Source organism: Providencia alcalifaciens (assembly GCF_915403165.1).
GTDB lineage: Bacteria > Pseudomonadota > Gammaproteobacteria > Enterobacterales > Enterobacteriaceae > Providencia > Providencia alcalifaciens_C.
In genome coordinates this window covers 1426769-1451498 of the sequence record NZ_OU659204.1, presented here as the reverse complement: position 1 = coordinate 1451498, position 24730 = coordinate 1426769, and the positions used below count along the sequence as shown (strand labels likewise).

Annotated in this window: 21 protein-coding genes; 8 read left to right on the top strand and 13 right to left on the bottom strand. The window is 41.9% G+C overall.

The window, feature by feature from the left end; translation table 11 throughout:
• The first annotated feature begins 133 nt into the window (after nt 1–133).
• The 5 genes from yajD to LDO73_RS06380 all read left to right on the top strand — a co-directional run bounded on the left by yajD (nt 134) and on the right by LDO73_RS06380 (nt 2378).
• Entirely contained in the window at nt 134–481 is a 348-nt protein-coding gene (yajD, locus tag LDO73_RS06400) for an HNH nuclease YajD (protein ID WP_006657500.1), read from the top strand.
• A gap of 414 nt (nt 482–895) precedes the next feature.
• Nucleotides 896–1168, top strand: coding sequence for a DUF1778 domain-containing protein (locus LDO73_RS06395; RefSeq protein ID WP_224060684.1), 273 nt, complete (start codon nt 896–898; stop codon nt 1166–1168).
• 21 nt (nt 1169–1189) lie between these two features.
• Nucleotides 1190–1690 (top strand): GNAT family N-acetyltransferase, encoded by a 501-nt coding sequence (locus tag LDO73_RS06390; protein ID WP_224061143.1) that lies wholly within the window; start codon nt 1190–1192, stop codon nt 1688–1690.
• Nucleotides 1691–1833: 143 nt separating this feature from the next.
• On the top strand, nt 1834–2070 hold the full coding sequence (locus tag LDO73_RS06385) for a type II toxin-antitoxin system CcdA family antitoxin (protein ID WP_154604175.1): 237 nt from the start codon (nt 1834–1836) through the stop codon (nt 2068–2070).
• On the top strand, nt 2070–2378 hold the full coding sequence (locus LDO73_RS06380; protein WP_224060683.1) for a CcdB family protein: 309 nt from the start codon (nt 2070–2072) through the stop codon (nt 2376–2378). The genes LDO73_RS06385 and LDO73_RS06380 overlap by 1 nt, the downstream gene beginning before the upstream one ends.
• A 113-nt stretch (nt 2379–2491) precedes the next feature.
• On the opposite strand, the gene LDO73_RS06375 is transcribed toward LDO73_RS06380, so the two are convergent.
• The 12 genes from LDO73_RS06375 to flhD all read right to left on the bottom strand — a co-directional run bounded on the left by LDO73_RS06375 (nt 2492) and on the right by flhD (nt 14795).
• Entirely contained in the window at nt 2492–3136 is a 645-nt protein-coding gene (locus LDO73_RS06375; protein ID WP_224060682.1) for a protein phosphatase CheZ, read from the bottom strand.
• A 24-nt stretch (nt 3137–3160) separates the two neighbouring features.
• Nucleotides 3161–3553, bottom strand: coding sequence for a chemotaxis response regulator CheY (gene cheY, locus LDO73_RS06370; RefSeq protein WP_224060681.1), 393 nt, complete (start codon nt 3551–3553; stop codon nt 3161–3163).
• Nucleotides 3554–3595: 42 nt separating this feature from the next.
• Nucleotides 3596–4663: a protein-glutamate methylesterase/protein-glutamine glutaminase gene (locus tag LDO73_RS06365; RefSeq protein WP_224060680.1), complete on the bottom strand. Its 1068-nt coding sequence runs from the start codon at nt 4661–4663 to the stop codon at nt 3596–3598.
• Nucleotides 4663–5499 carry a CheR family methyltransferase gene (locus LDO73_RS06360; RefSeq protein WP_224060679.1) on the bottom strand — a complete coding sequence of 279 codons (837 nt, stop codon included), beginning with the start codon at nt 5497–5499 and terminating at the stop codon, nt 4663–4665. Before LDO73_RS06360 ends, LDO73_RS06365 begins: the two co-directional genes overlap by 1 nt.
• A gap of 158 nt (nt 5500–5657) precedes the next feature.
• On the bottom strand, nt 5658–7223 hold the full coding sequence (locus LDO73_RS06355) for a methyl-accepting chemotaxis protein (protein ID WP_224060678.1): 1566 nt from the start codon (nt 7221–7223) through the stop codon (nt 5658–5660).
• Between the two features lie 112 nt (nt 7224–7335).
• The gene (locus LDO73_RS06350) at nt 7336–9021 is read right to left on the bottom strand and encodes a methyl-accepting chemotaxis protein (RefSeq protein ID WP_224060677.1); all 1686 of its coding nucleotides are present in this window, start codon (nt 9019–9021) and stop codon (nt 7336–7338) included.
• 120 nt (nt 9022–9141) lie between these two features.
• Complete coding sequence (gene cheW, locus LDO73_RS06345; RefSeq protein WP_006662059.1) at nt 9142–9639, bottom strand: chemotaxis protein CheW; 498 nt, start codon at nt 9637–9639, stop codon at nt 9142–9144.
• A gap of 16 nt (nt 9640–9655) precedes the next feature.
• Nucleotides 9656–11839, bottom strand: a complete 2184-nt coding sequence (cheA, locus tag LDO73_RS06340) for a chemotaxis protein CheA (RefSeq protein ID WP_224060676.1) — start codon at nt 11837–11839, stop codon at nt 9656–9658.
• Nucleotides 11840–11931: 92 nt separating this feature from the next.
• On the bottom strand, nt 11932–12867 hold the full coding sequence (gene motB, locus LDO73_RS06335) for a flagellar motor protein MotB (protein ID WP_224060675.1): 936 nt from the start codon (nt 12865–12867) through the stop codon (nt 11932–11934).
• A gap of 6 nt (nt 12868–12873) precedes the next feature.
• Nucleotides 12874–13761, bottom strand: coding sequence for a flagellar motor stator protein MotA (gene motA, locus LDO73_RS06330; RefSeq protein ID WP_224060674.1), 888 nt, complete (start codon nt 13759–13761; stop codon nt 12874–12876).
• A 96-nt stretch (nt 13762–13857) separates the two neighbouring features.
• Nucleotides 13858–14448: a flagellar transcriptional regulator FlhC gene (gene flhC / locus LDO73_RS06325; RefSeq protein ID WP_224060673.1), complete on the bottom strand. Its 591-nt coding sequence runs from the start codon at nt 14446–14448 to the stop codon at nt 13858–13860.
• Entirely contained in the window at nt 14445–14795 is a 351-nt protein-coding gene (gene flhD, locus LDO73_RS06320) for a flagellar transcriptional regulator FlhD (RefSeq protein ID WP_036951507.1), read from the bottom strand. Before flhD ends, flhC begins: the two co-directional genes overlap by 4 nt.
• Before the next feature lie 1617 nt (nt 14796–16412).
• On the opposite strand from flhD, the gene LDO73_RS06315 reads away from it, so the two are divergent.
• Nucleotides 16413–16844 (top strand): hypothetical protein, encoded by a 432-nt coding sequence (locus LDO73_RS06315; RefSeq protein ID WP_224060672.1) that lies wholly within the window; start codon nt 16413–16415, stop codon nt 16842–16844.
• 350 nt (nt 16845–17194) lie between these two features.
• The gene (gene cycA, locus LDO73_RS06310; RefSeq protein ID WP_224060671.1) at nt 17195–18595 is read left to right on the top strand and encodes a D-serine/D-alanine/glycine transporter; all 1401 of its coding nucleotides are present in this window, start codon (nt 17195–17197) and stop codon (nt 18593–18595) included.
• Nucleotides 18596–18683: 88 nt separating this feature from the next.
• Here cycA and putP read toward each other — a convergent pair whose 3' ends face one another.
• On the bottom strand, nt 18684–20168 hold the full coding sequence (gene putP, locus LDO73_RS06305) for a sodium/proline symporter PutP (protein WP_224060670.1): 1485 nt from the start codon (nt 20166–20168) through the stop codon (nt 18684–18686).
• 493 nt (nt 20169–20661) lie between these two features.
• On the opposite strand from putP, the gene putA reads away from it, so the two are divergent.
• Nucleotides 20662–24660, top strand: coding sequence for a trifunctional transcriptional regulator/proline dehydrogenase/L-glutamate gamma-semialdehyde dehydrogenase (putA, locus tag LDO73_RS06300; RefSeq protein WP_224060669.1), 3999 nt, complete (start codon nt 20662–20664; stop codon nt 24658–24660).
• Nucleotides 24661–24730: the final 70 nt, after the last annotated feature.

Sequence of the window (24730 nt, the reverse complement as noted above, 5' to 3'; positions counted from 1 at the left end):
AATAAAAGGTAACAAGAGATAAAGTCAAAAAGGATGAACTAAAAAATCACTTCCTATAATACCCGCGCTGTAAAATGGGGTATATTGACAACATCAATATAAAACACTCTATTTATAGCAGGTGATATTCGTTATGGCTTTGATCCCCAAAAACTATGCTCGCTTAGAAAGTGGCTACCGTGAAAAAGCACTTAAAATTTATCCATGGATATGCGGGCGCTGCACACGGGAATTCGTTTATTCGAATCTAAGAGAATTAACCGTTCATCATATCGATCATGATCATACCAATAACCCTGAAGATGGCAGTAACTGGGAATTATTGTGCCTATTTTGTCATGACCATGAACATTCTAAGTATACAGAAGCCGACCAGTACGGAACGAATGTGGTTGCGGGTGAAGATGCACAAAAAGATGTGGGTGAAGCCACTTATAACCCGTTTGCAGATTTAAAAGCGATGCTGAATAAAAAGAAATAATCGCATCCGTATTTTGTTCTCGCAGGTTTGAAAGCTATTCAAGCCTGCGTTTCTCCCGACTGTTTGCCCTTGCCTTTCCAGCCTTCGTCTCTCTATTCCAGCATTCTAATTTCATTTCTCGGCACGCTATCCAGCCATTCGTTAGCAATTGCAGCTTATTACACACCCTCTGCGAAACGCTTCGCAAAACCAAATAAACCCATTCGATATGCTTGCGACTCTGCATAAAACTACATTGCGTAATTCTTCTGGCCTTATGTTCAAAATCTAATTGAACTTGCCTCAGTGTGCATTTATCATTCAGGTACGGTAAAAAACCGTACAACGCAAGTGCGATGGAATGATAATCCAATAAAGCGTTATTGAACGCTTTAACACGAAAAACTGCCCGCTCTTTAGGCTAGGAGAAATACCATGTTAGCCCCCAAAACCAAACGAATCGACTTAAGACTTAATGAAGAGGACAAAAACTTGATTGAAGAAGCTGCCGCAATTACCAACCTGTCTATATCTCAGTTCATGATTAATATTGCATCAGAACGAGCCAGTGAAATTGTCAATCACCATCGACGCCTCATCCTGAACGAGAATTCATGGGATTTAGTTCAAAATGCTATCAATAACCCTCCAGCTGTAAATAACCGCTTGAAGCAAGCTGCCAAACGTCTACAAGACACGGAGGAATAAGTGAAGGACTTTAAAATCGCGATGTATTCAGAGGAAATCGACTATGATTTAACACATTTTGATTGCGGTGAGCCCTATATGAATACGTTTCTCACCGAACATTTAAAACGGCAGCATAAAAACCAAGTTTTACGTGGGTATATGCTGTTAACCAAAGAAGAAAAGCCGCGTGTGATGGGCTACTACACCTTATCTGGAAGTAGTTTTGAAAAAAGAACGTTGCCAAGCCGTCAGCGACAGATAATGGTGCCTTCCGAAAGTGCACCCAGTGTCACACTCGGTCGTTTAGCTATTGATAAAAGTATTCAACGACAAGGTTATGGTGAGTTACTCGTTGTTCATGCAATGAGAGTTGTCTATCAAGCATCGCATGCAGTGGGTATTTACGGGCTGTTTGTCGAGGCCTTAAATGATAAAGCTAAACAATTTTATCTCGGACTCGGTTTTATCCAATTAACAGGAGAAAACGCTGCTAGCTTTTTTTATCCAACAAAATCCATTGAAACGCTTTTTGATATGTAAAAAGAGAAATAGAGTGTCTGAATTTTTTAGTAAGTGGGAGCAAATTGACTTGTCACTCAAAATATATGCTACATTTACCCGTGTTCAAGCACGGGTAATCAGGTGCCCGGTAAATGTAGCATGTATATCAAAAAGGAGTTGCGATGACGGTAGCCAATAAAATGAAAAAGACGGTGAGTGTGACAGTCTCCCCTGAACTTTATGAACAAGCGAGAAAAGCCAATTTGAATTTCTCCCTCGTGTTATCCAATGCTTTACTGGCTGAACTCAAAAAACTTGAGGCGTTAAAATGGAAAGCGGATAACCAAGATGGTTTTCAGGAACTCAATAGGATCAGTGAAGAATATGGAATTTTTTCAGAGGAATATAAGGAGCTTTAATGCAATATTGTGTCTATCAAGCTAAAAAAGAGCCAACCAACTATCCTTATCTTTTGGATGTACAAAGTGACATTATTGATGACTTAACAACACGCCTTGTCATTCCTTTATTTGATACACGTCATCTGCAAGCTGCCCTGCCGATTCGACTTAACCCAATGATTGATATTGAAGGGCAACCCTTTGTTCTTATGACTCATTTGATGTCAGCGATCTCTAAATCAATGCTAGGAAAAGAGGTTATTTGCATCGAGCACCAAAGAGATAAAATCAAAAGTGCAATCGACCTGCTATTTGATGGCTTTTGATTAAAAATCGCTAATAAAATAATGATGCACGACTACCCTAAATAGTTTGAGCCATAGCAAGAAGGCAAACGCGGCCAATAACGCTATAGCTCAAAATATTACGAAGGAGCCAATTAGAAACCTAATTCATCTAACAGATCATCCACCTGTGACTGTGATGCCATCACATTCACACCTTCTTTATTAATTTGAGGGCCATTTAGCAAGCTTTCATTTTGCGTTTTTGCTCGCATTTCTGGTGGTGTATTTTCCATCAATAATGCTAATAGCTGTTTTTCGGCTTCTTCAACCACTTCCATCATTTTTTTAACAACTTGCCCTGTTAAATCTTGGAAGTCTTGCGCCATCATAATTTCTAATAGTTCAGATTTAGTCGTCTCACTATCTTGAATCACTTGCCCCAAAAACGTTTGAGTGGCTCCACGCAACTCGTCAGAGACTTCACTTGATGCTGTCTCTTCCCACTGTTGCTGTAACGCTAACGCATTCTTATTCATGTCCACTTGTAGCGGTTTGATAACATCAATGCAGTTGAGTGTTTTTTCTGCGGCTTGCGCTGTCATTTGGGCAATATAACGCAGCCGGTCTTTACCGTCTGGAATACTTGCGACTGCCTGCTGAACGCTTTTCTCTAAACCCAACTCACGCATACTTTCACGTAAGGTTCTCATTAGAGTTCCAATGCGTGTAATGACGTGTTTTAGATCTTCGTTGCCAGTGCCATTACGGCTGCCATTCATTGCTACTTGTTCAATCATTACTGTCTCCTTTACCGCCCGCGATTATTGCAGCCCCATTTTTTCAAATACTTTATTCAATTTTTCTTCGAGGATAGCGGCGGTAAACGGTTTCACAACATAGCCGCTTGCACCAGCTTGTGCTGCTGCAATGATATTTTCTTTCTTCGCTTCTGCGGTCACCATTAAAACAGGGATATGTTTAAGTGCATCATCACCACGAATGGTTTTAAGTAACTCTAAACCATCCATGTTTGGCATATTCCAGTCAGCAACCACAAAATCAATATTCCCAGCACGGATTTTGTCGAGGGCATCAACGCCATCTTCCGCTTCTTCAATTTTATTAAAACCAAGTTCTTTTAATAAGTTACGGACGATGCGACGCATAGTAGAAAAGTCATCGACAACCAGAAAGCTCAGATCTTTAGCGGCCATAACCACTCCTTCAAAAATACAATGATAAATAAACTGTCACCACTAAACGGTGACAGTAGAAAGTTTTGTTAATACGCTTGGGGCAATTTTCAGTAGATCCAGCACTTCATCTGCGGCATTCATTTCGATTGCGGCACGCGGCATGCCAAATACTACGCAGCTACTTTCGTTTTGAGCGTAAGTGAAAGCCCCTTGTTGACGTAGGTTAAGTAAGCCTTTAGCTCCATCCATTCCCATCCCCGTCAGCAAAATACCAATACATTTACGTCCGACATGCTTAGCGACTGAGTCAAATAGCACATCGACGGAAGGACGATGGCGGTTAACGGGCTCGCTCTGCTCCAACACCACTTGATAACCTTTTCCTTTATCGGCAATCAGCATGTGTGAATCACCCGGCGCAATATAAGCGCAGCCTTTTTGCAAAATCTCGTTGTGCTCCGCCTCTTTAACCGTGAGTGCACACAGTTTATTTAAGCGTTCAGCAAAAGAGCGGGTGAAGCCTGCAGGCATATGCTGAGTGATCACCACAGGCGGGCATTCTCTTGGCAGCATTTCCAGAAATTGACGAATTGCTTCTGTTCCACCCGTTGAAGCTCCCACTGCTATCACTCGGTTATTACACACATAGGGTGTCAATGGTTTTGCGAGTATTGTCGGCTCAGCTGATTTTTTCTCTGTTCGGGCAAAACGATTACGTTGCGACATTTTAGACATCGCCGCGGCGCGAATTTTTTCTCCGATCATATCGCGATAACTCATCATAGTTTCGCGAATACCAATCTGGGGTTTTGTCACAAAATCCACCGCGCCCAGTTCCAGTGCTTTTAATGTCACTTCAGAACCTTTAGAGGTTAATGTGGATACCATGACGACCGGAATTGGATGTAGCCGCATCAATTTTTCTAAAAAATCAATACCATCCATTCTCGGCATTTCAACATCGAGGGTGATAACATCTGGCTCCAGTTGCTTAATCAAATCCCGAGCAACATACGGATCTGGCGCAGTGTCAACCACCTCCATATCAGAGTGACTGTTGATAATTTCACGCATCAATTGGCGCATTAATGCAGAGTCATCAACGCACAATACTTTTATTTTTTTCATTATTCTCTCCTCGCCGACGCTAAGCTGTAGACGGTCTGCCCATTGATCACGAACTGTTTTGTCAATTGCGAAATATTTTCAGAGTGACCAATAAACAATAAGCCATCGGGCTTGAGCAGTGGCGCAAAGCGCTCTAGCAGTTTTATCTGCATTTCCTTGTCAAAATAAATCATGACGTTACGACAAAAAATCGCATCGAAGCGATGTTGTAATTGCCAATCGCCTTCCGTCAGATTTAAATAACGAAACTCAATCATGTTGCTAAGTGCGGGTTTTACGCGAGCAAAACCTTCGTACTCACCCACCCCTTTCATGAAGTAGCGCTGCCGTTGCAGTGCCGTCAGGGTTTTGAGTTCTTCGACTCGATAGATCCCTTGCTTCGCTTTCTCTAATACTTCCGTGTCAATATCACTAGCAACAACCTTGGCATTGACGGCGTTGGCTCCCAGAACATCACTCACTGTCATGGCGATAGAGTAAGGTTCTTCCCCTGTCGAAGAGGCCGAACACCAAATATTGATATTGCTATTTCGACGGCTTTTTAAAAAATCTGTCAATGTCGCAAAGTGGTGAGGCTCTCGAAAGAATGCCGTTAAGTTTGTGGTCAGTGCATTGATGAATGCTTGCCATTCCGCATTCAACGGTTCACGTTCTAACATCCGTAAGTAGTCAGAAAAATTGTCGATATTACAGTCACGTAAACGCTTTAATAAGCGGTTATAGACCATATTTTTCTTATTCATCGTAAGGACTATTCCAGACTTTTTATGAATAAATCGACAAACCCGACCAAATTCGTCATCAGTCAAAGGTTCTATCTGTGGTACTAATAGCATCGTACTTGTCGTCCTATTCAATAAAAACCGGCGAGGCAGCCGAAAGTGGCTGCCTAACTATCATCGTCTAACTTGTGCGTTGTCTAGCTAACCGTCTCTCCCTAATTTGAGTTATCTAGATTGAGACTTCATTATTCACGTTATTGCGTGAATCCCCATCACCGTCTAACTCGGTTAGATTGTTCTGGTAATTCGAAAAATTCCACAGTCTCGACCAGATTATTGGCTTGGTCTTCAAGTGCCGCTGTCGCGCTGGTTGATTGCTCTACTAATGCGGCGTTTTGTTGTGTAACAGAATCCATTTGGCTTACCGCAATCGCGACTTGCTCAATACCTCGGCTTTGTTCATTCGATGCAGATGCAATATTGCCCATCAATTCAGTAACCTGGTTAACCGCGGCAACCAATTCATTCATGGTTTGACCTGCTTCATTCACCAACTGAGAGCCTTGGTTCACACGTCCAACTGACTCGTCAATCAAGCCTTTGATCTCTTTCGCCGCTTCAGCGCTTCGCTGCGCTAATGCGCGAACTTCACCTGCAACCACCGAGAATCCACGACCTTGTTCACCCGCACGCGCCGCTTCTACTGCTGCATTTAATGCAAGAATGTTAGTCTGGAAAGCGATGCCATCAATAACACTGATAATGGCGCTAATTTTCTGAGAGCTGTTAGAAATTGCGGTCATTGTGTCAATCACGCCTACCGTAATTTCGCCGCCTTTTGTCGCGGTGCGCGATGCACTCACGGCGAGTTGGCTTGCTTGACGCGCGTTATCCGCGTTTTGTTTCACTGTCGCCGTTAATTCTTCCATGCTTGCCGCCGTCTCTTCTAACGAGGCTGCCTGCTGCTCTGTTCTTGATGATAAATTATTATTACCTAAAGCAATCTCACGAATACCCGTATACATTTGGTCTGTATTAGAACGAATAGTGGTGACGGTTTTTGCCAGTGACTGCTGCATAACTTTTAATTTTTCGAATACATCACCGATTTCATCACGGAAATTAATTTCAATATTCTGATTTAGTTTTCCTTCCGCAACGTGCATAAAGTGTTCACTCATGCTGTTTAATGGCGAAATGACTTTACGTTTTAACCACAGGTGTACGACGGCAATCACACCGAAAATAATGACAATAACGGTGAAGAATGAGACCCATGCAAAATGGTTATAAAATCTTGCATCCGCAATAGAAGCATTACTTTCATCGTTTAAAACCGAGAGGTAGTTATTAATAACACTGATTAATTCATCTTGGTTTTGTTGTGCAGGTAAATTGATATAAGCCGCAACATCGTTGTTATCAAGATTACCTTTCAATGCGTTTAATGTGACGACAAAGGCATTAAATTTCTCTTCCAATGCCGCTAAGTTTTCTTTTTCGCTTAGCACTGGCTGAGTTTTGAATTCGTTATACGATTTGTTCGCTGCAACTACGTAATTATCGAAAATAACACGGGTTTCTTCGATTAATGGAACGTGGTCACCCACTTTCATCAGTAAAGCAATTTGCGTCAGGCTATTACGCGCCTGCATTAAGTTTTTACTGGTTTCTTCCAATAGTGCGCGTTTTTTAGAGCCTAGATCGATACTTTCCAGCGCATTTAATTCGCTGTTAACGATGCCAACAGAGACGCCGCTTGAGGTTAACTGCATGCCACAAAACAAAATCAGGAGTAAGTATAAGCTCACTGAAATTCGGATATTCTTTCCTAACATATTTAATCCCCTACTTATGCCAGCCAAAAATTTGGCTCTTTTTTAATTATCGAGCTTAAACATATAAAAGCGCTGCAAGAGAAACTCTCACAGCGCTCGAATAGATTTACCCTTAAAAGGTTTCCCAGTTATCGTCATCTTTATGATTTTTCGATGCGATTTTGGATAAATCTGGTGTTTTAACAATATTAGATACTGTTCTTGGTGCAGGTTGTGCGTTGCGTACTTTTGCTTGATCCATTGCAGGTAAACGGAAAATGGAGATCAACTGGGAAAGCTTAGCGACTTGCTCTTCCAGTACATTTGCAGCAACGGCGGATTGCTCAACTAACGAGGCATTTTGCTGAGTCACTTTGTCCATCTCTTCCACGGCAATACTCACTTGAGAAATACCTTTGCTCTGCTCATCAGACGCGGTTGCGATGTGCGTCATGATGTCAGTAACTCGCGTGACTGAGTCGACAATTTTTGTCATGGTTTCGCCAGCATCTTCTGCTTGTCGAGCCCCAACGTCTGTTCTAGAAACAGAGTCTTCAATCAAGCCTTTGATCTCTTTTGCTGCATCTGCGCTGCGTTGAGCAAGACTACGGACTTCATCGGCAACTACGGCAAATCCACGACCATGTTCACCAGCACGCGCAGCTTCAACGGCAGCGTTCAGTGCAAGAATATTGGTTTGGAAAGCAATGCTATCGATGACAGCGGTAATATCAGAGATTTTTTGTGAGCTATCTGCGATGTTGCGCATGGTATGAACCACGTTAGACACCACTTTTCCACCTTCTTTTGCGATAACAGAAGCTTGGCTTGCAAACTCACTGGCTTGATGAGCATATTCGGTGTTTTGCTTGACCGTTGCTGTCAGCTCACTCATGCTAGCAGACGTTTCTTCTAAGCAAGCCACTTGCTGCTCGGTACGCGAAGATAAGTCATTGTTACCCGCCGCGATTTCAGTGGTACCCTGATAGATAGTTTCACTACCATCCAGTACACCACGAACTGTGTTGATCAGCTCTTGTTGCATATGCTGAGCACCACGCGCTAGCTCACCAATTTCATTGTTCGCTGAGGTATCAATTTTTGGCGTTAAATCCCCTGAAGCGAACACTTTAATGCGCTCGATCAGCGTATTTAATGGCTCAGTGATCCCTTTACGCACATAGCGATAGCTAATCACGCTGATCACCGCCAACAGTACCGATAAAATAACCAGCAAATACAGAGATTGGCGGTAATTGGATTCTGCATTCACCACTTCATTTTCAAAATCTGAGGAGATTTCAGCAAAATAGAGACCAAATTGCTCTTCAAATTTGGCTTGTAACCCTGACGTTCTATGCGCATAGAAACCGTTTAAGTCCCCCTTCTCTGCATATTCCGACAGTTTGGTTAATGCAACACGATAATCCTCATAGGATTTCAGTAAGTTATCAAATAACCCCTTATCCACATCTGCGTTTGCCATCAACTTTCTGTAGCTGTCATACGCTTCATCGGCAGCTTTGAATTTACCTTTCGCTGAAGCAATCAGATCCGCAGCAGAAGCATCATCTTTAATGCTTAACTCTTCTAATAAATACGCGTTAATTGCGCGGTTTAAGTCAGAACGAGCTTGCAATAAATTGACCCAGCTTTGAGTCAGAACGAGTCTTTGGCGTTGGAGAGAATTCAAATAATTAATACTGTCGCTGTTATCGCCGAGTTTGGTAAACATCAAACCACTCGATACCAGCTGCAATAAAATAAACACAAAAATAACGGACAAAAGTCCTGATACGATTTTAATTCGACTGTACATGGTGTTTTACTAACATAGTGTTGTTGTAGTTTGGATATCGGACAGTTGCTCAAAAACTTTAGTCAGACACTTACCATTTCTGAGCAAATTATCAGCGTATTTAACGCATCAAATGACACGTTACTCCGCGATATTGTCGATTAACGCCATCTCTTCACTGGTCAATAATTTTTCAATATCAACCAGAATCAACATACGTTCGCCAACTGTTCCCAGCCCGGTCAGATACTGAGTGGATAATGTCACAGCGAAATCTGGCGGTGGTGCAATTTGTTCTTCATGCAGCACCAGCACATCAGAAACGCCATCAACTACAATTCCCACAACACGGTCTTTTAAGTTAACAACGATGACAACGGTGTTGTCGTTGTAAACCACGTTTTCATGGGAAAATTTAATGCGCAGATCGATGATCGGAATAATGACGCCACGCAGGTTGGTGACGCCTTTAATAAAGTCAGGGGTGTTCGCGATACGAGTCACTTGCTCATAACCACGAATTTCCTGCACTTTTAAAATTTCGATTCCGTACTCTTCTTCACCAAGCGTAAAAATGAGGTAGCCTTCGCCATTCTTTTCTTCTTCAAGCTTGTTTAAATCGTCATCTAACATAGACATGGTATATAACCTCTATTTAGTGCATTACTGGTTGAGAAACAGGCTGTTTCTTATTAATCAAAATGTTGTTATTCATTCTCTGCAATTCTGCGACGTCTAAAATCAGAGAAACAGAACCATCACCCATGATGGTGGCAGCCGAAATTCCCGGAATTTTGCGATAATTACTTTCGATATTTTTCACCACGACCTGCTGCTGCCCCACTAGCTTGTCAACCAATAAAGCAAAGCGATGCCCCGCATTTTGGATGATCAGCGCAATACTATTGGCGAGATTTGGCTCTGCATTTTCGATAGAAAAGACGTGATGCAACTCGACCAGAGGTAAATATTCACCGCGAACAAGCAGCATTTTTTCCTCACCTGCGAGGCGATAGATATCCTCTGGACGCGGCTGTAATGTGCTAATAATCGCGCTAAGTGGCACGATAAATACATCGTCAGAAACTTTGACTGACATACCATCAAGAATGGCTAAGGTTAACGGCAGTAAAATACGAATGATGGTGCCTTTGCCTTCCGTGAAACCGATTTGAATACGTCCGCCCATGTCTTGAATGTTTCGTTTAACCACGTCCATTCCAACACCGCGCCCTGAAACATCCGTCACCACTTCTGCTGTAGAGAAGCCCGGTGCCATGATCAACATCGCAACTTCATCATTGGTCATGCCATCGTGAATATTCATACCTTGAGAGCGAGCTTTAGCCAGAATTCGTTCGCGGTTTAGCCCGGCTCCATCATCGCGTACTTCGATGCAGATATTGCCGCTTTGATGCGCCGCAGAGAGCGTTAATGTTCCCGCTTCAGGTTTGCCATTTGCCAAGCGAACTTCTGGTTTTTCAATACCATGGTCGAGACTGTTACGGACAAGGTGATTGAGTGGATCGACGATGCGTTCGATAAGGCTCTTATCTAATTCAGTTGAGCTACCTTCCACTTTCAGTTCGATTTTCTTACCCAGTTTAGAGGCAATATCGCGCACCATACGTGGGAAACGGCTGAAGACATAATCCATCGGCATCATACGAATGGACATAACTGATTCTTGTAGAGCCCGTGAGTTACGCTCTAATTGAACAATAGAACTGAGCAAATCCGCATATTCGTTTTGGTCAACTTGTTGGCTATGCTGCGTCAGCATTGACTGGATGATCACCAGCTCGCCCACTAAGTTGATCAGTTGGTCAACTTTTTCAACTGCAACACGAATACTGCTTGAATCCCCTTTAGGCTTCGCAGCGGCGGTTTTTTTAGCGGCTGCGGATGACGATACTAAAGATGTCGAAGATGGTGCTGACGTTGGTGTCGCAACAGGTGTTGGTGCAACCGCTGGAGACGCTTCAACTGGTTCAGCTGGTGTTTCAACCATTGCCGCCAACTCTTCCACCGTTGCCTCTAGTTCTTCGAGAGTTGCAGCGACTTTGCTTTTCTGGCTAGTGCCTTGAGTTGCACTCTGGCATTCTTCAAAACTGATTTCGCTATGCTGGATTTGAGATTCATCCACGACGAAACAAAGTACACCACAGATATCTTCGATATCCGTATTGGTTCCTAGCCACGCTTTTAAACTGGAATCACTTTTTTCAGAGCCAAATAAGCTACCGAATAAGCCTAATTCATCCGCTAATACATCCACTTCTGTTGATTTCAATGCGTTCAACGTAATGATGAAATAGTGAGAAAATTCGTTATTTGTCAATGCAGCATGGGTTTGTATCGCAGTTTCTGAGGAAGGCTCATCCGTCGTCGCACCATCAGTCTCTTCGGTACTCACGTTAACAATAGCGGCAACCTCTTCCGGGCCGATTTCGCTAACATCATGTTCAATGCTTTTGAGCACATCACAAATGCGCTTGAACGTCTCATCATCCGGTAATGAGTCGTTTTTATAGGCATCCAATTGGGACACCATCACATCTTTTGCATCTAAGAAAACGTCAATAATATCTGGCGTTAATGTCAGCTCATCGTGACGTGCCTTATCGAGCAAGTTTTCTAAGGTGTGCGTGGTATTTTGTAGATGAGTGAAACCAAAGGTTGCCGCCCCACCTTTAATTGAGTGGGCACTGCGGAATATGGCATTGAGCTGCTCGCTATCTGGGTCAATAGGATCAAGCTCAAGCAAATGCTGTTCCATATCCCTAAGCAACTCATCGGCTTCATCGAAAAATGTTTGATAAAACTCGGTAATATCCATGCTTTTTATCCAATTTCGCTTAAGTTTCACTTAACACTGACTGCCGGATAAGTCCGGCAGTAGTGAGATTCGGGTGATTATGGTTTTTGTCATTACTGTTTTTCGGGTGAATTTGTCACCTTCACAGTCACGACATCACTGTTTGCCGGTATTGGCACATCTTGTGGGCCTTTTTTCAGCACATCGTTAATCGGTGTTGCGCCATCGTATTCATGTAAAATTTGATTTGTTTCATCTTCATTCAATACGATGATGCTGATCCGCCGGTTGACGGGTGCTAAGCCGTTTTGTTTGTCTAAATGGATGGATGAGGCCATCCCTACTACGCGTAAAACTTTACGCTCATCCATTCCCCCCATGATCAGCTCACGGCGAGAAGCGTTGGCTCTATCGGATGAGAGTTCCCAATTGCTGTAATAGGCTTCGCTGGCATACGGCAAATCATCTGTATGCCCTGAAATACTAATGCGGTTCGGGACATCATTAAGTAGCGGCGCAATGGCACGCAGAATATCGCGCATGTAAGGTTCAACGGTGGCAGAACCTACTTTAAACATAGGGCGATTGGCGCTATCTACGATTTGAATTCGTAAGCCATCGTTGATCATGTCAATCAATAAATGGGGTTTTAATTCATTCAAACGCGGGTCTTGTAAAATCGCTTGCTCAAGATTTTCTTTTAATTTTTCAAAGCGATAATTTGCATCACCGGAAATGATGTTATTTGGCTCTGGCATCACGTCACCATCACGAAAAATAGGATCTTTTCCACCGCCGGGAATGGGGTTAGTGGCATCTCCGCTTTTCGCTCCTGGGTTGATGGCAGTACTGAGCGGGGTACGAAAATACTCCGCTATCTTGGTTAATTCTTGAGGGCTGGAGATGGAGATCAACCACATAACTAGGAAGAATGCCATCATTGCGGTCATAAAATCAGCGTAAGCAATTTTCCATGCTCCACCGTGGGCGTGCTGCTGATGACCGCCTTTTTTCTTAACACGAATAATTTGAGGGCCATTGGCTGCCATTAGCGATTACTCCTCAGTAGTTTCTGTTGCACGATTACCGACTTTGACTTCGCGGACTTTGTCTTCCAGCTCAAGGAATGATGGTCTGTCAACGCTAAATAAGACTTTACGACCAAATTCAACCGCAATTTGAGGGGCATACCCTTGCAACGAAGAGAGGAAAGTGACTTTAATGCACTCCATCATTTTTAATTGTTCGCTACTGCGCTGACGAATTAAACTAGCCAGTGGCAAAATAAACCCATAAGCCACTAAAATACCGAGGAAAGTTCCTACCATTGCATGGGCAATCAAGGCACCCAATTCACCCGCGGGTCGGTCTGCAGCTGCAAGTGCATTCACCACCCCCAAAACGGCTGCCACGATCCCGAATGCAGGCATGGATTCACCCACCATGTTCAAACCGGATGCAGGCACTTCATTTTCTTGACGGAATGTTTCGAGTTCTTCATCCATTAATGCTTCGATTTCATGCGCTTGCAGGTTACTTGTCACCATTAAACGTAAATAATCCACGATAAACATCATGGCTGTTTGATCTTTGATAATGCGAGGATACTGGGAGAAAATCTCACTCTCTTGCGGGTTTTCAATATCTTTTTCGAGCGCAAGTAGACCTTGTTGACGAGATTTATTCAAAAGCTGAAATAACAAAGCCATTAAGTCCATTGACATGGCTTTGTTGTAAGAAGAGCGACGGAAGAGTCCTGGTAATACTTTGCATAATGCAACGATGGCTTTACCACTGTTACCCACAACAAATGCGCCTAAACCAGCCCCTAAAATAATGACAAACTCAGCTGGTTGGTACAGCGCGCCAAGATGACCACCGACCATGACATAGCCACCGATAACGGCAGCTGTAACAATGATATATCCGATGAGTATTAACACAGTATTCCCTTTCACTCCGTTGGTTAACAGATGGCAGTCAAAGGGAATATGAGGAAGGACAGGCAATGAAATTGCCTGTAAACCAAATTAATCCAATTACATTACCGCTTTGGTAATGCCATCTTGTCGATATTCCGTAATATCGGCGAGATGCTCGGAAAGTTTACGTTTTTTTATCGCTCGTGATGGCGGCTGGCACAAGCTGCACGTAAAGCTATTTTCAGGAATGTGAGCATAGGTGATAAATGAACCACTACAGCAATTGCAATCGGAACGTTGCAACATGCCACTTTCCACAAAACGAACTAATGTCCACGCGCGGGTTAATGCCAAAATTGGCTCGTCTCCGGCACTGGGTGGGCACTGTTCTAGGTAGAGTCGATAAGCTTTGAGAATAGCATCAACCCCTTCACATTGACCGGTTTTCAGTAAAAACTGATAGGCATTATAGAACATGGATGAGTGAATATTTTGTTCCCATGTCATAAACCAATCCGTTGAAAAAGGGAGCATCCCTTTTGGTGGTGGGCAACCTCTGAGTTCTTTGTATAAACGCACTAAACGTCCACGACTAATTTGAGTTTCGCTTTCCAACATCTGCAGGCGAGCCCCAAGAGAAATCAATTCCATTGCCAAACGAATATCATTAGCTTCCTTGACGATACTTTTCTCAGCTACGCTACTCATCTTTTTCTCGCTATATCTGAATCGGACTCATTATGCGTTTGCAATAGTCGGGTCGAAAGTAGGATACCCGTATGAATTTGCTGTAATTCATCAACTCGAGAATCTCGAGTAAGCTTTTCAATCGTATCGCTGTTTTCAAATCTAAATTGACAGATTAGCTGATTTGTTTCCGCTAATTTAACCAATTGAGGTAAAGAAAGTTCTGCTAAAGTGTTTGCCATCGAATCGGAAATTCCGAGACGGAACATGGCAGTGGCTTTTTCCTGGGCGATAAGCTTTTGAGCTAAAAGCAAATATGAAAGATTAATATCGTATATATGCTTCAGAAAATCAGTGGTAGAGCTCATTTTTTTATACCTTTCGAATAATTATTAACATCTGCATGCAGAAAGAACAAATATCAATTTGAGCCGAATGTGTTAACCAAAGTTTTAAATATGAAAATAATTAAAGCTGGATAGTGTAGTCCATTACTATCCCATGAGGTCCATTGAAATACCCAGTTTGGAGTATATAAACACACAGGTTCAAACTTAAATTAAATATATTTCCTGATTACCTACAACAATAACGAGTGGCTAAAAAGTTAGCATTTCTTGTAAATCTCAGAATATACCGATTTCATTATTAGCCGTTAATTATTATGCACCACTAAATTAACTATTCAAGACACTTATGTTTCTTTTTGGTCTATCGGGATAATTACCCATCTATATATTAGCAATTCTTTATTACAACTATATCTTAATCCTACTTATCTTAAATATTCGCAACATTTAGATTTACCATAAGTCAAATACTAGCATTTTAAGTAAAAAACTAACCCATATGAGGGAATTTATAAGCGATAAACACCAAGCATAACGAAAGAATCTGCATATTGATCTAAATCAATCTTTATGGCTCCCGTAAAAATGCAATTTGTTTAAAGACTTAGTAATATCGGTAACTTAGGAATAAAAATTAAACATTATTTTTCAATGTGTTTAATCAAAATTAAAAATCTCAATCAAATTAATTCAATTTTTCCTTGGTTAGATTAAAGCTAAATTTGTCATACATATTATTATTCCCCTGTGATCTTATATTAATTAAATTTAACTGTCTTATTATTAACCAATGACAATAACATTAAAAAATCTAATTAAGTCCATTTTATAAACAGGTAATACCATTAAAGATTTCAGATGAAATTGTCATCGAGTATTGCCATATTAATAAGCAAGATTGTTATTTTTGTATGACAAACTCATTTTAATTAAATTAACTTTTCAAACATTTGATTAACCTATTTCACTATTGTTTTTTGCATAAAAAATTCAAGCCACAGCATTAGTTAGCGCACTGAGTTATTGATATAAGAAAAAAATAAAAGAACTAAGCACCATTCTGCTAGCGAATTTATAAACAATAAGATGGTTATCTAAGTTCACTACTTTTATGTGTAAACAAGCATGCCCCGCATCAAAAATATGACTTATGTAAATAGGTAATTTAACTTATTACCCTCGCGTACATATCGCAGTTTATTTACTAGTTAGTAACCAAATGTGATGATATACGCATGTTACTATATACTTTTATTTTAACAAATTACTTAACCACAATGACAAAATTACGTATAACCGCTTATTCGAATTAAGATACGTATCCGTTCTCATATGTTTTATTTAAAAAATTATATGATGACTAAAAGGGTAAAATTGGCATATTGATACTGAGATAAGGAGTGGATAAAATATTGTTAAAACTGGGACTTGGCTCACAAAGAGGTAACGGGTTTACACGATTGTTTCATTATGAAACCTACCTATTCTTTAACCAATCAGTCTTATAATCAGTAAAAAGTGTCAATCTACAAACTATCGCCATCCGTTTTTCATTTTATTAACATGCTACTCATTGTTTATTCTGTGGCGTTTGTACTATTTATCTTATAAAGAAATTAATTTTTGAGGTTTACTATGTTTAATTATTTAGCAACAGTTGAATTTGTCGAAGATGAAGGTGTATACGAAATTAACTTTTGTGACTTTCCCGATATTCAAGGCGTGACTTATTGCGCAGAGGATGTAGAACTAGAGGCTCAAGAAACATTGCTAGCCACACTTTCTGAGCTGATTACACTAAGAAATCCTATACCTCTTCCCCAAAATTCGGTAGCTGGTGCGTTTGTTATTCATTTGCCTGTATTGAGTTGCTTAAAAATCGCACTACACAATGCCATTCTTGAAACTCAAACCCCTCGAAGCAAACTTGCTCGGATACTCAATATCAGTGCTCAACAAATAGAACGGTTACTTGACCTACAATATGCATCAAAGATTGAAGCACTAGAACAGGCCTTATTTGTCGTGGGATATGATGTGAAAGTGACAGTTAGTCCTATCGTTTAGAAATAACCTATAACGATAACTGTTAAAAATAAGAAAAAACGTGGCATTTTCAGTTAAAAAATAAGCTTAATCACTCTTATATATTTCCAATACCCCAACTGTCATTATTTAGACTGAAGTATTTGGTACATTTCCTCTTATTCTGCTATTTTTATTTTTAGGTTAATTTTTCGTTAACAGTGTTAATAAACAAGGGGGATCCGTTGGTTAAACCAGCGGTCTCTCAGCCGTTTGTAAATTTTCTCTTACTCTAATTGAGATTTATGTCACAATATTTCAAGCAAACACAGCCTCAAACTTAAAAAAATAGTGTGGGCTAACATCACAATGACTATCGGATAAATAACAATATGGAAGAAAATGCAACGACAACCACTTCTCGGCCATCTTCTGACCGAAATCAACTAAAACGTAGCCTCAGTAACCGTCATATTCAATTAATTGCCATTGGCGGAGCCATTGGTACAGGGCTATTTATGGGGTCAGGAAAGACCATATCCCTTGCGGGTCCCTCTATTATCTTTGTCTACATGATCATCGGCTTTGTGCTGTTTTTTGTCATGCGAGCCATGGGGGAATTACTGCTATCCAACCTAGACTATAAATCTTTCAGTGATTTTTCTGCGGATTTAATCGGTCCATGGGCTGGGTTCTTTGTGGGATGGACTTACTGGTTCTGCTGGGTTATCACGGGAATAGCCGATATTATCGCGATCACCTCGTACATCAGTTTCTGGGTACCTAATTTCCCGGAATGGGTGACTTCATTTATCTGCGTTGCCACGCTACTGACGCTTAACTTAGTTTCTGTTCGACTGTTTGGTGAACTGGAGTTCTGGTTCGCGATGATCAAAATTGTCGCCATTGTGACGCTAATTGCCGTCGGTGGTACGTTGATTGCGATGAATTTCCAATCACCGACCGGACACACTGCATCCTTAAGTAATATTTGGAACGATGGCGGAATGTTCCCAATGGGGCTCAGTGGATTCTTTGCTGGATTCCAAATTGCTATTTTCGCCTTTGTGGGAATTGAATTAGTGGGTACCGCCGCAGCGGAAACCCGTGATCCTGAAAAATCCCTGCCCAAAGCCATTAATGCGATCCCGATTAGGATCATTGCTTTTTATGTGTTATCCCTGATTGTGATTATGGCCGTTACCCCTTGGCGCACCATTTTGGCGGATAAAAGTCCTTTTGTGGAAATGTTCGTGCTAATCAGCCTGCCTGCTGCTGCCAGTATCGTGAACTTTGTGGTACTTACCTCTGCGGCTTCATCGGCAAACAGTGGCGTTTTCTCCACCAGCCGTATGCTGTTTGGGTTATCTAAAGAGGGAGATGCGCCGAAACAATTTAGCCAGTTATCAAAAAAAGCGGTACCCGCAACAGGCTTAATTTTCACCTGTATCTGCCTAAGTTTCGGTATTGTTTTGATCTACTTTATTCCCGATATCATGCATGCATTCACTTTAGTCACAACCGTGTCTGCTATTTTATTCATGTTTATCTGGAGTATGATTTTATTAAGCTACTTGAGTTTCCGTAAGAATCGCCCAGAAAAACATGCCGCATCTCGCTATAAGATGCCTTGGGGGATTTTTATGTCGTGGGTCAGTCTCGCCTTCTTTGCTTTTATGGTTGTGTTATTAGCGTTCCAACATGACACCCGACAAGCATTAATTGCGACGCCACTGTGGTTTGTTATTCTGTTTATTGGCTACCAAGTTGTAAAACGCCGTAAACAGCGTTAATTATTTGACGAATAAGCAATTAATAAAAAATAAAAGGCTGGAAGGTTTCCCTTTCAGCCTTTTTGTTATCGATAACCAAATCTATCTATTATTTTGTATTGTATTCAGCTTCTGCTTCATCAAAACGAGCTTGTGCTGCTGCACTTGGTGCCTTAGTTATCAAGCTGATAACAATGATAGCGATGGTCGCAAAGATAAAGCCTGGAATGATTTCATATAAACCTAACCATTTGAATTTCATCCAAACTAATACCGTTACCGCACCGACAACCATTCCTACTAATGCCCCAGTACGTGTCATACGTTTCCACATAACAGAGAGCAAAACGACTGGACCAAACGCGGCACCAAAACCTGCCCATGCATTACTCACCAATCCTAAGACTTTGTTATTTGGGTCTTGAGCAATATAAATTGCAATCGCCGCGACTAACAGCACCATTCCGCGCCCTACCCACACTAACTCTTTCTGGCTAGCTGATTTGCGGAAGAATGGCTTATATAAATCTTCGGTTAATGCGCTGGCACATACTAGTAATTGGCAGCTCAATGTACTCATTACCGCCGCCAAAATCGCGGATAACAAGATACCTGCAATCCATGGGTTAAACAGTAATCCGGCTAATTCCATGAAAATACGTTCATTATTTTTCATCACAGAACCTGCTAATGCAGGATTATTTTCAAAATAAGCGATACCAAAGAAGCCAACGGCAATCGTTCCGCCTAAACATAATGCCATCCATGTCATACTGATACGGCGTGCTGAACGGATCGTACGATGTGAATCTGCCGCCATAAAACGCGCCAGAATATGAGGCTGCCCAAAGTAACCCAGCCCCCAACCTAGCAATGACAAGATGGCAACAAAGTTCATTCCCTTAAACATATCAAGATATTCAGGGTTTTTAGCTTTAATCACTTCCATTGAAGTATCTAACCCGCCAAGGGATAAAATCACGACAATTGGCGTTAAGATCAGGGCAAAAATCATCAAAGAGGCTTGAACAGTATCTGTCCAACTTACCGCTAAGAAACCACCTAAGAAGGTATAAGCAATGGTCGCCAATGCCCCTAACCACAGAGCTTTGTCGTAACTAATATTAAAGGTGCTTTCAAACAACAAGCCCCCCGCGACAACTCCAGATGCACAATAGATAGTAAAGAAAACTAAAATAACAACTGCAGAAATAATACGTAAAATCTTACTATTATCTTCAAAACGGCTCGTAAAATAGTCTGGTAGCGTTAAGGCATTATTATTTTTCTCAGTTTGTACACGTAAGCGCCCCGCAACAAATAACCAGTTTAAATAAGCCCCTAAACATAAACCAATCGCAATCCAGCTTTCAGAGATCCCAGCGAGAAAAATAGCGCCTGGTAAACCCATCAATAACCAGCCACTCATATCTGAAGCCCCTGCAGATAATGCGGTTACCACACTACCTAAACTTCGTCCCCCTAGAATGTAATCATCAAAGTTTTTCGTTGAGCGATAGGCTAAATAGCCGATCAATAACATACCCGTGATATATACGATGAACATAATGATCATCGGAGTGCTTACAGTCATCCTGTCGTCTCCATAGTGCGTCTATTTTGTCGTTATCTTTATAATTTTCTTTGATAACTTTTAATCTCAAGGTGTTGCACTTAATTGCACAATTCTGCGTTTTTTGATGCACACCTTATCTATGTTGTGATTGTTTGTGTTGCAATAACTCAATAACTTTGCCACATCATGCTAGACAGACTCAGATGCTTTTAACAAGAAATTAACTATTTTTTATTCAATAAATAAAAGACACATCACAAATGTTAAACTTTTAAGTCAAATTCTTAATTAAGCGTTTAACTTGCCACCATCCTGGAATGGAAATCAATACATTGATTTATAAGGAAATTATAAAAACCCAATCAATGGGCATCATAAATCACTCATAAAAATAAGAGTTGTTTCACATTTTCTTCACATGACACATTAACAATGTTGCACAAAGTTGCAACATCATCATAATGGTGTGTAACTTTTGGTATTTAACACCTGTGAAAAGGAAGGAATTAAGATGAGTAGCACAACAACTATGGGTGTGAGACTTGATGAAGAAACTCGTGACCGCATTAAAGCCGCCGCTCAACGTCTTGATCGCACATCCCATTGGCTTATTAAACAAGCTATATATAATTATTTAGAGCAACTCGATAACAACCAAATTATACCTGAATTATCAACGGTTTTGGATACAAAAGATCAGCATTCTGGTGATGAAATTTCGTCTCCTGAGCTCCCTTATCAGCCATTCCTTGAGTTCGCTGAGCATATTTTGCCCCAATCCGTGAAACGCTCTGCAATTACATCGGCATACCGAGTTCCTGAAACTCAAGCCGTACCAATGCTTTTACAGCAAGCTGAGCTGCCCCCTGAGCAAGCTGATGCAGCTCATAAATTGGCTTACTCCATTGCAGAAAAATTACGTAATCAAAAAAATGGGGTTGGTCGTTCAGGCTTAGTCCAAGGGTTATTACAAGAGTTTTCCCTATCTTCTCAAGAAGGTGTGGCATTAATGTGCCTTGCCGAAGCGTTATTACGTATCCCCGATAAAGCCACTCGCGATGCCCTGATCCGAGACAAAATCAGTGCGGGTAACTGGCAATCCCATGTTGGTCAAAGCAGCTCAATGTTTGTGAACGCAGCAACATGGGGGCTTTTATTTACGGGTAAATTAGTCTCTACCCACAACGAAGCAAAACTGTCCTCCTCGTTAAATCGCATTATCAGTAAAAGTGGTGAACCGTTAGTACGAAAAGGCGTGGACATGGCAATGCGCTTAATGGGTGAACAATTTGTCACCGGCGAAACCATCGCCCAAGCCCTTGCCAATGCACGTAAATTAGAAGACAAAGGTTTCCGCTACTCCTACGATATGCTGGGTGAAGCTGCATTAACCGAAAAAGATGCCCAAGATTATATGGTCTCTTACCAACAAGCGATCCACGCAATTGGTAAAGCATCGAATGGACGCGGGATCTATGAAGGACCGGGTATTTCCATCAAATTATCAGCACTGCATCCGCGTTATAGCCGTGCACAATACGCTCGCGTGATGGAAGAACTGTATCCGCGCTTACTTTCTTTAGTCTTGCAAGCTCACCAATACGATGTTGGTATCAACATTGATGCTGAAGAAGCAGACCGCTTAGAAATTTCGTTAGATTTACTCGAAAAACTGTGTTTTGAGCCGAAATTAGCAGGCTGGAACGGTATTGGGTTTGTCATTCAGGCTTACCAAAAACGCTGCCCATTTGTTATCGACTCAATTATCAATTTAGCCGAACGCAGCCAACGCCGCCTGATGATCCGTCTTGTTAAAGGCGCTTATTGGGATAGCGAAATTAAACGTGCGCAAATTGATGGCTTAGAAGGTTATCCAGTTTATACCCGCAAAGTGTATACCGACGTTTCTTATATCGCTTGCGCACGCAAATTACTGTCTGTTCCTAATTTAATTTACCCACAATTTGCAACACATAACGCACACACATTATCGGCCATCTACCAAATTGCAGGTAAAAACTACTACCCCGGCCAGTATGAATTCCAATGTTTACATGGCATGGGCGAACCATTATATGAACAAGTGGTTGGTAAAGTAGCTGACGGTAAACTCAACCGACCATGTCGTATTTATGCCCCTGTCGGTACCCACGAAACATTATTAGCTTACTTAGTCCGCCGCCTCTTAGAGAACGGAGCAAATACTTCGTTTGTTAACCGAATTGCGGATGCCACGATCCCATTAGATGAATTGGTTTCTGATCCGGTTAAAGATGTTCGTGAACTGTCTAAAGCCGAAGGGCAAATTGGTTTACCGCATCCTAAAATTCCATTACCGCGTGACCTGTATGGAACTCGCCGTGTTAACTCAATGGGCTTAGATTTATCTAACGAACACCGCTTAGCATCACTCTCGAGCGCATTACTCAATGCCGCAGCACAAGAGAAAATCGCGGAGCCTTTACTGGGTGGCGAGTTTATTGCACAACAAGATCTTCCTGAAGCCGTCTCAATTATCAACCCAGCCTGCCATCGCGACATCGTTGGCAAAGTTCGTGAAGCCAGTGAACAAGAAGCTGAACATGCGCTGAATATCGCGACGGATGCTGGCGCAATTTGGTTTGCAACGCCACCATCTGAGCGCGCAGCTATCCTATTACGTGCTGCCGACATTATGGAACAACAATTGCAGCCATTATTGGATGTGCTGGTGCGTGAAGCCGGGAAAACTTACGCCAATGCGATTTCTGAAGTGCGTGAAGCGGTTGATTTCTTAAATTATTATGCTACTCAAGTCCGTGACGACTTTGATAATAACACTCACCGCCCTCTTGGCCCTGTTGTTTGTATCAGCCCATGGAATTTCCCATTAGCTATTTTCTCTGGACAAATTGCAGCGGCATTAGCCGCAGGTAACACCGTATTGGCTAAACCCGCGGAACAAACGCCATTAATTGGTGCTATTGCGGTATCCATTATGCACCAAGCCGGTATTCCTCGTGATGTCCTGCAATTTTTACCGGGAAAAGGCGAAACGATTGGCGCAAAATTGGTCGGTGATCAGCGCGTTCGTGGCGTGATGTTCACTGGTTCAACTGAAGTCGCAGGCTTATTGCAGCGCAATATTGCGGGTCGCTTAGATGCTCAAGGCCGCCCAACTCCGCTTATTGCAGAAACTGGCGGATTGAATGCGATGATTGTTGATTCTTCCGCTCTCACAGAACAAGTCGTCACCGATGTCGTCGCCTCTGCATTTGACAGTGCCGGTCAACGCTGCTCCGCATTGCGCATTCTGTGTGTTCAAGAAGATGTCGCTGACCGAACAATTCGCATGTTAAAAGGTGCGATGGAAGAGTGCCGGATGGGTAATCCTGAGCACATATCTACCGATATTGGTCCTGTCATTGATAGTGAAGCCAAAGAGAATATTGACCAACACATTCAACAAATGCGCAGTAAAGGCAAAACCGTTTTCCAAGCCGTCTTTACGGATAGCCAAGATCAGCAAGAACAGGCAGAAGGAACCTACGTTAAACCAACTCTGATTGAGTTAGATAATATTGGTGAGTTGAAAAAAGAAATTTTCGGACCGGTTCTGCATGTTGTTCGCTTCAAACGTGATGAGTTAGAACAATTAGTTGACCAAATAAACGCCGCAGGTTATGGATTAACATTAGGTGTTCATACCCGCATTGATGAAACCATCAACCAAGTGGTTGCTAAGGCGAAAGTGGGCAACTTATATGTTAACCGCAATATGGTCGGTGCTGTCGTCGGGGTTCAACCATTTGGTGGTGAAGGGCTTTCAGGTACAGGGCCAAAAGCGGGTGGACCGCTTTATCTCTACCGTTTATTAAGTGAACGTCCCGAGAATGCAGTTTGCCAAACACTGGAGCAGCAAGATGGCCATTTACCAATGGACGCAAGTGCTCGCACAGAGTTGCTAGCACCATTTGAAGCTTTCTCTGCATGGGCACAAAAACAGAAAACTGATGTTGAGCAATCCATAATTGAACAATCTACGGTTGAACAATTTGCACGTTTAACGCAAGCCGGTACAACACGTTTATTACCAGGACCAACAGGTGAAAAAAACACCTACACCTTGCGTCCACGCGGTACTATTTTATGCCTTAGCGATAATGAACGCGATTGTTTGACTCAGTTATCTGCCGTGCTCGCAAGTGGTTGTCAAACACTGTGGGAAAATAGCGAACTGCACCAGAAGCTATTTAAGTCACTGCCAGAAAAAGTCCGCAAAACTATATCATTCACCAAAGATTGGCAAAACACCGTGGAGCCAATTGAAGGTGTGATTTATCACGGAGATTGCGATCAACTGAAACACGTTTGTGAAGCGATTGCCAAACGCAAAGGGCCGATTATTTCTGTCCAAGGCTTTGAGCGTGGTGAAACTAACTTGCTCATTGAACGCTTAGTACATGAACGTTCTTTAAGTGTGAATACTGCCGCAGCAGGTGGTAATGCGAGCTTAATGACTATCGGATAATATGCAAAAGCCTGAGTTTTTCAGTCCAATATAATATAGGCAGATTAACTCAGGCTCTCTCCTCACTATA

Coding starts and splice junctions, on each gene's coding strand:
- LDO73_RS06315 (WP_224060672.1), top strand. CDS start 16,413: ATGTTTAATTATTTAGCAACAGTTGAATTTGTCGAAGATGAAGGTGTA.
- cheA (WP_224060676.1), bottom strand. CDS start 11,839: ATGGATATTACCGAGTTTTATCAAACATTTTTCGATGAAGCCGATGAG.
- LDO73_RS06375 (WP_224060682.1), bottom strand. CDS start 3,136: ATGATTGAACAAGTAGCAATGAATGGCAGCCGTAATGGCACTGGCAAC.
- LDO73_RS06395 (WP_224060684.1), top strand. CDS start 896: ATGTTAGCCCCCAAAACCAAACGAATCGACTTAAGACTTAATGAAGAG.
- LDO73_RS06390 (WP_224061143.1), top strand. CDS start 1,190: ATGTATTCAGAGGAAATCGACTATGATTTAACACATTTTGATTGCGGT.
- flhC (WP_224060673.1), bottom strand. CDS start 14,448: ATGAGTAGCGTAGCTGAGAAAAGTATCGTCAAGGAAGCTAATGATATT.
- putA (WP_224060669.1), top strand. CDS start 20,662: ATGAGTAGCACAACAACTATGGGTGTGAGACTTGATGAAGAAACTCGT.
- flhD (WP_036951507.1), bottom strand. CDS start 14,795: ATGAGCTCTACCACTGATTTTCTGAAGCATATATACGATATTAATCTT.
- LDO73_RS06385 (WP_154604175.1), top strand. CDS start 1,834: ATGACGGTAGCCAATAAAATGAAAAAGACGGTGAGTGTGACAGTCTCC.
- LDO73_RS06360 (WP_224060679.1), bottom strand. CDS start 5,499: ATGCTATTAGTACCACAGATAGAACCTTTGACTGATGACGAATTTGGT.
- LDO73_RS06350 (WP_224060677.1), bottom strand. CDS start 9,021: ATGTACAGTCGAATTAAAATCGTATCAGGACTTTTGTCCGTTATTTTT.
- cheW (WP_006662059.1), bottom strand. CDS start 9,639: ATGTCTATGTTAGATGACGATTTAAACAAGCTTGAAGAAGAAAAGAAT.
- putP (WP_224060670.1), bottom strand. CDS start 20,168: ATGACTGTAAGCACTCCGATGATCATTATGTTCATCGTATATATCACG.
- cheY (WP_224060681.1), bottom strand. CDS start 3,553: ATGGCCGCTAAAGATCTGAGCTTTCTGGTTGTCGATGACTTTTCTACT.
- LDO73_RS06365 (WP_224060680.1), bottom strand. CDS start 4,663: ATGAAAAAAATAAAAGTATTGTGCGTTGATGACTCTGCATTAATGCGC.
- motB (WP_224060675.1), bottom strand. CDS start 12,867: ATGGCAGCCAATGGCCCTCAAATTATTCGTGTTAAGAAAAAAGGCGGT.
- LDO73_RS06355 (WP_224060678.1), bottom strand. CDS start 7,223: ATGTTAGGAAAGAATATCCGAATTTCAGTGAGCTTATACTTACTCCTG.
- yajD (WP_006657500.1), top strand. CDS start 134: ATGGCTTTGATCCCCAAAAACTATGCTCGCTTAGAAAGTGGCTACCGT.
- cycA (WP_224060671.1), top strand. CDS start 17,195: ATGGAAGAAAATGCAACGACAACCACTTCTCGGCCATCTTCTGACCGA.
- LDO73_RS06380 (WP_224060683.1), top strand. CDS start 2,070: ATGCAATATTGTGTCTATCAAGCTAAAAAAGAGCCAACCAACTATCCT.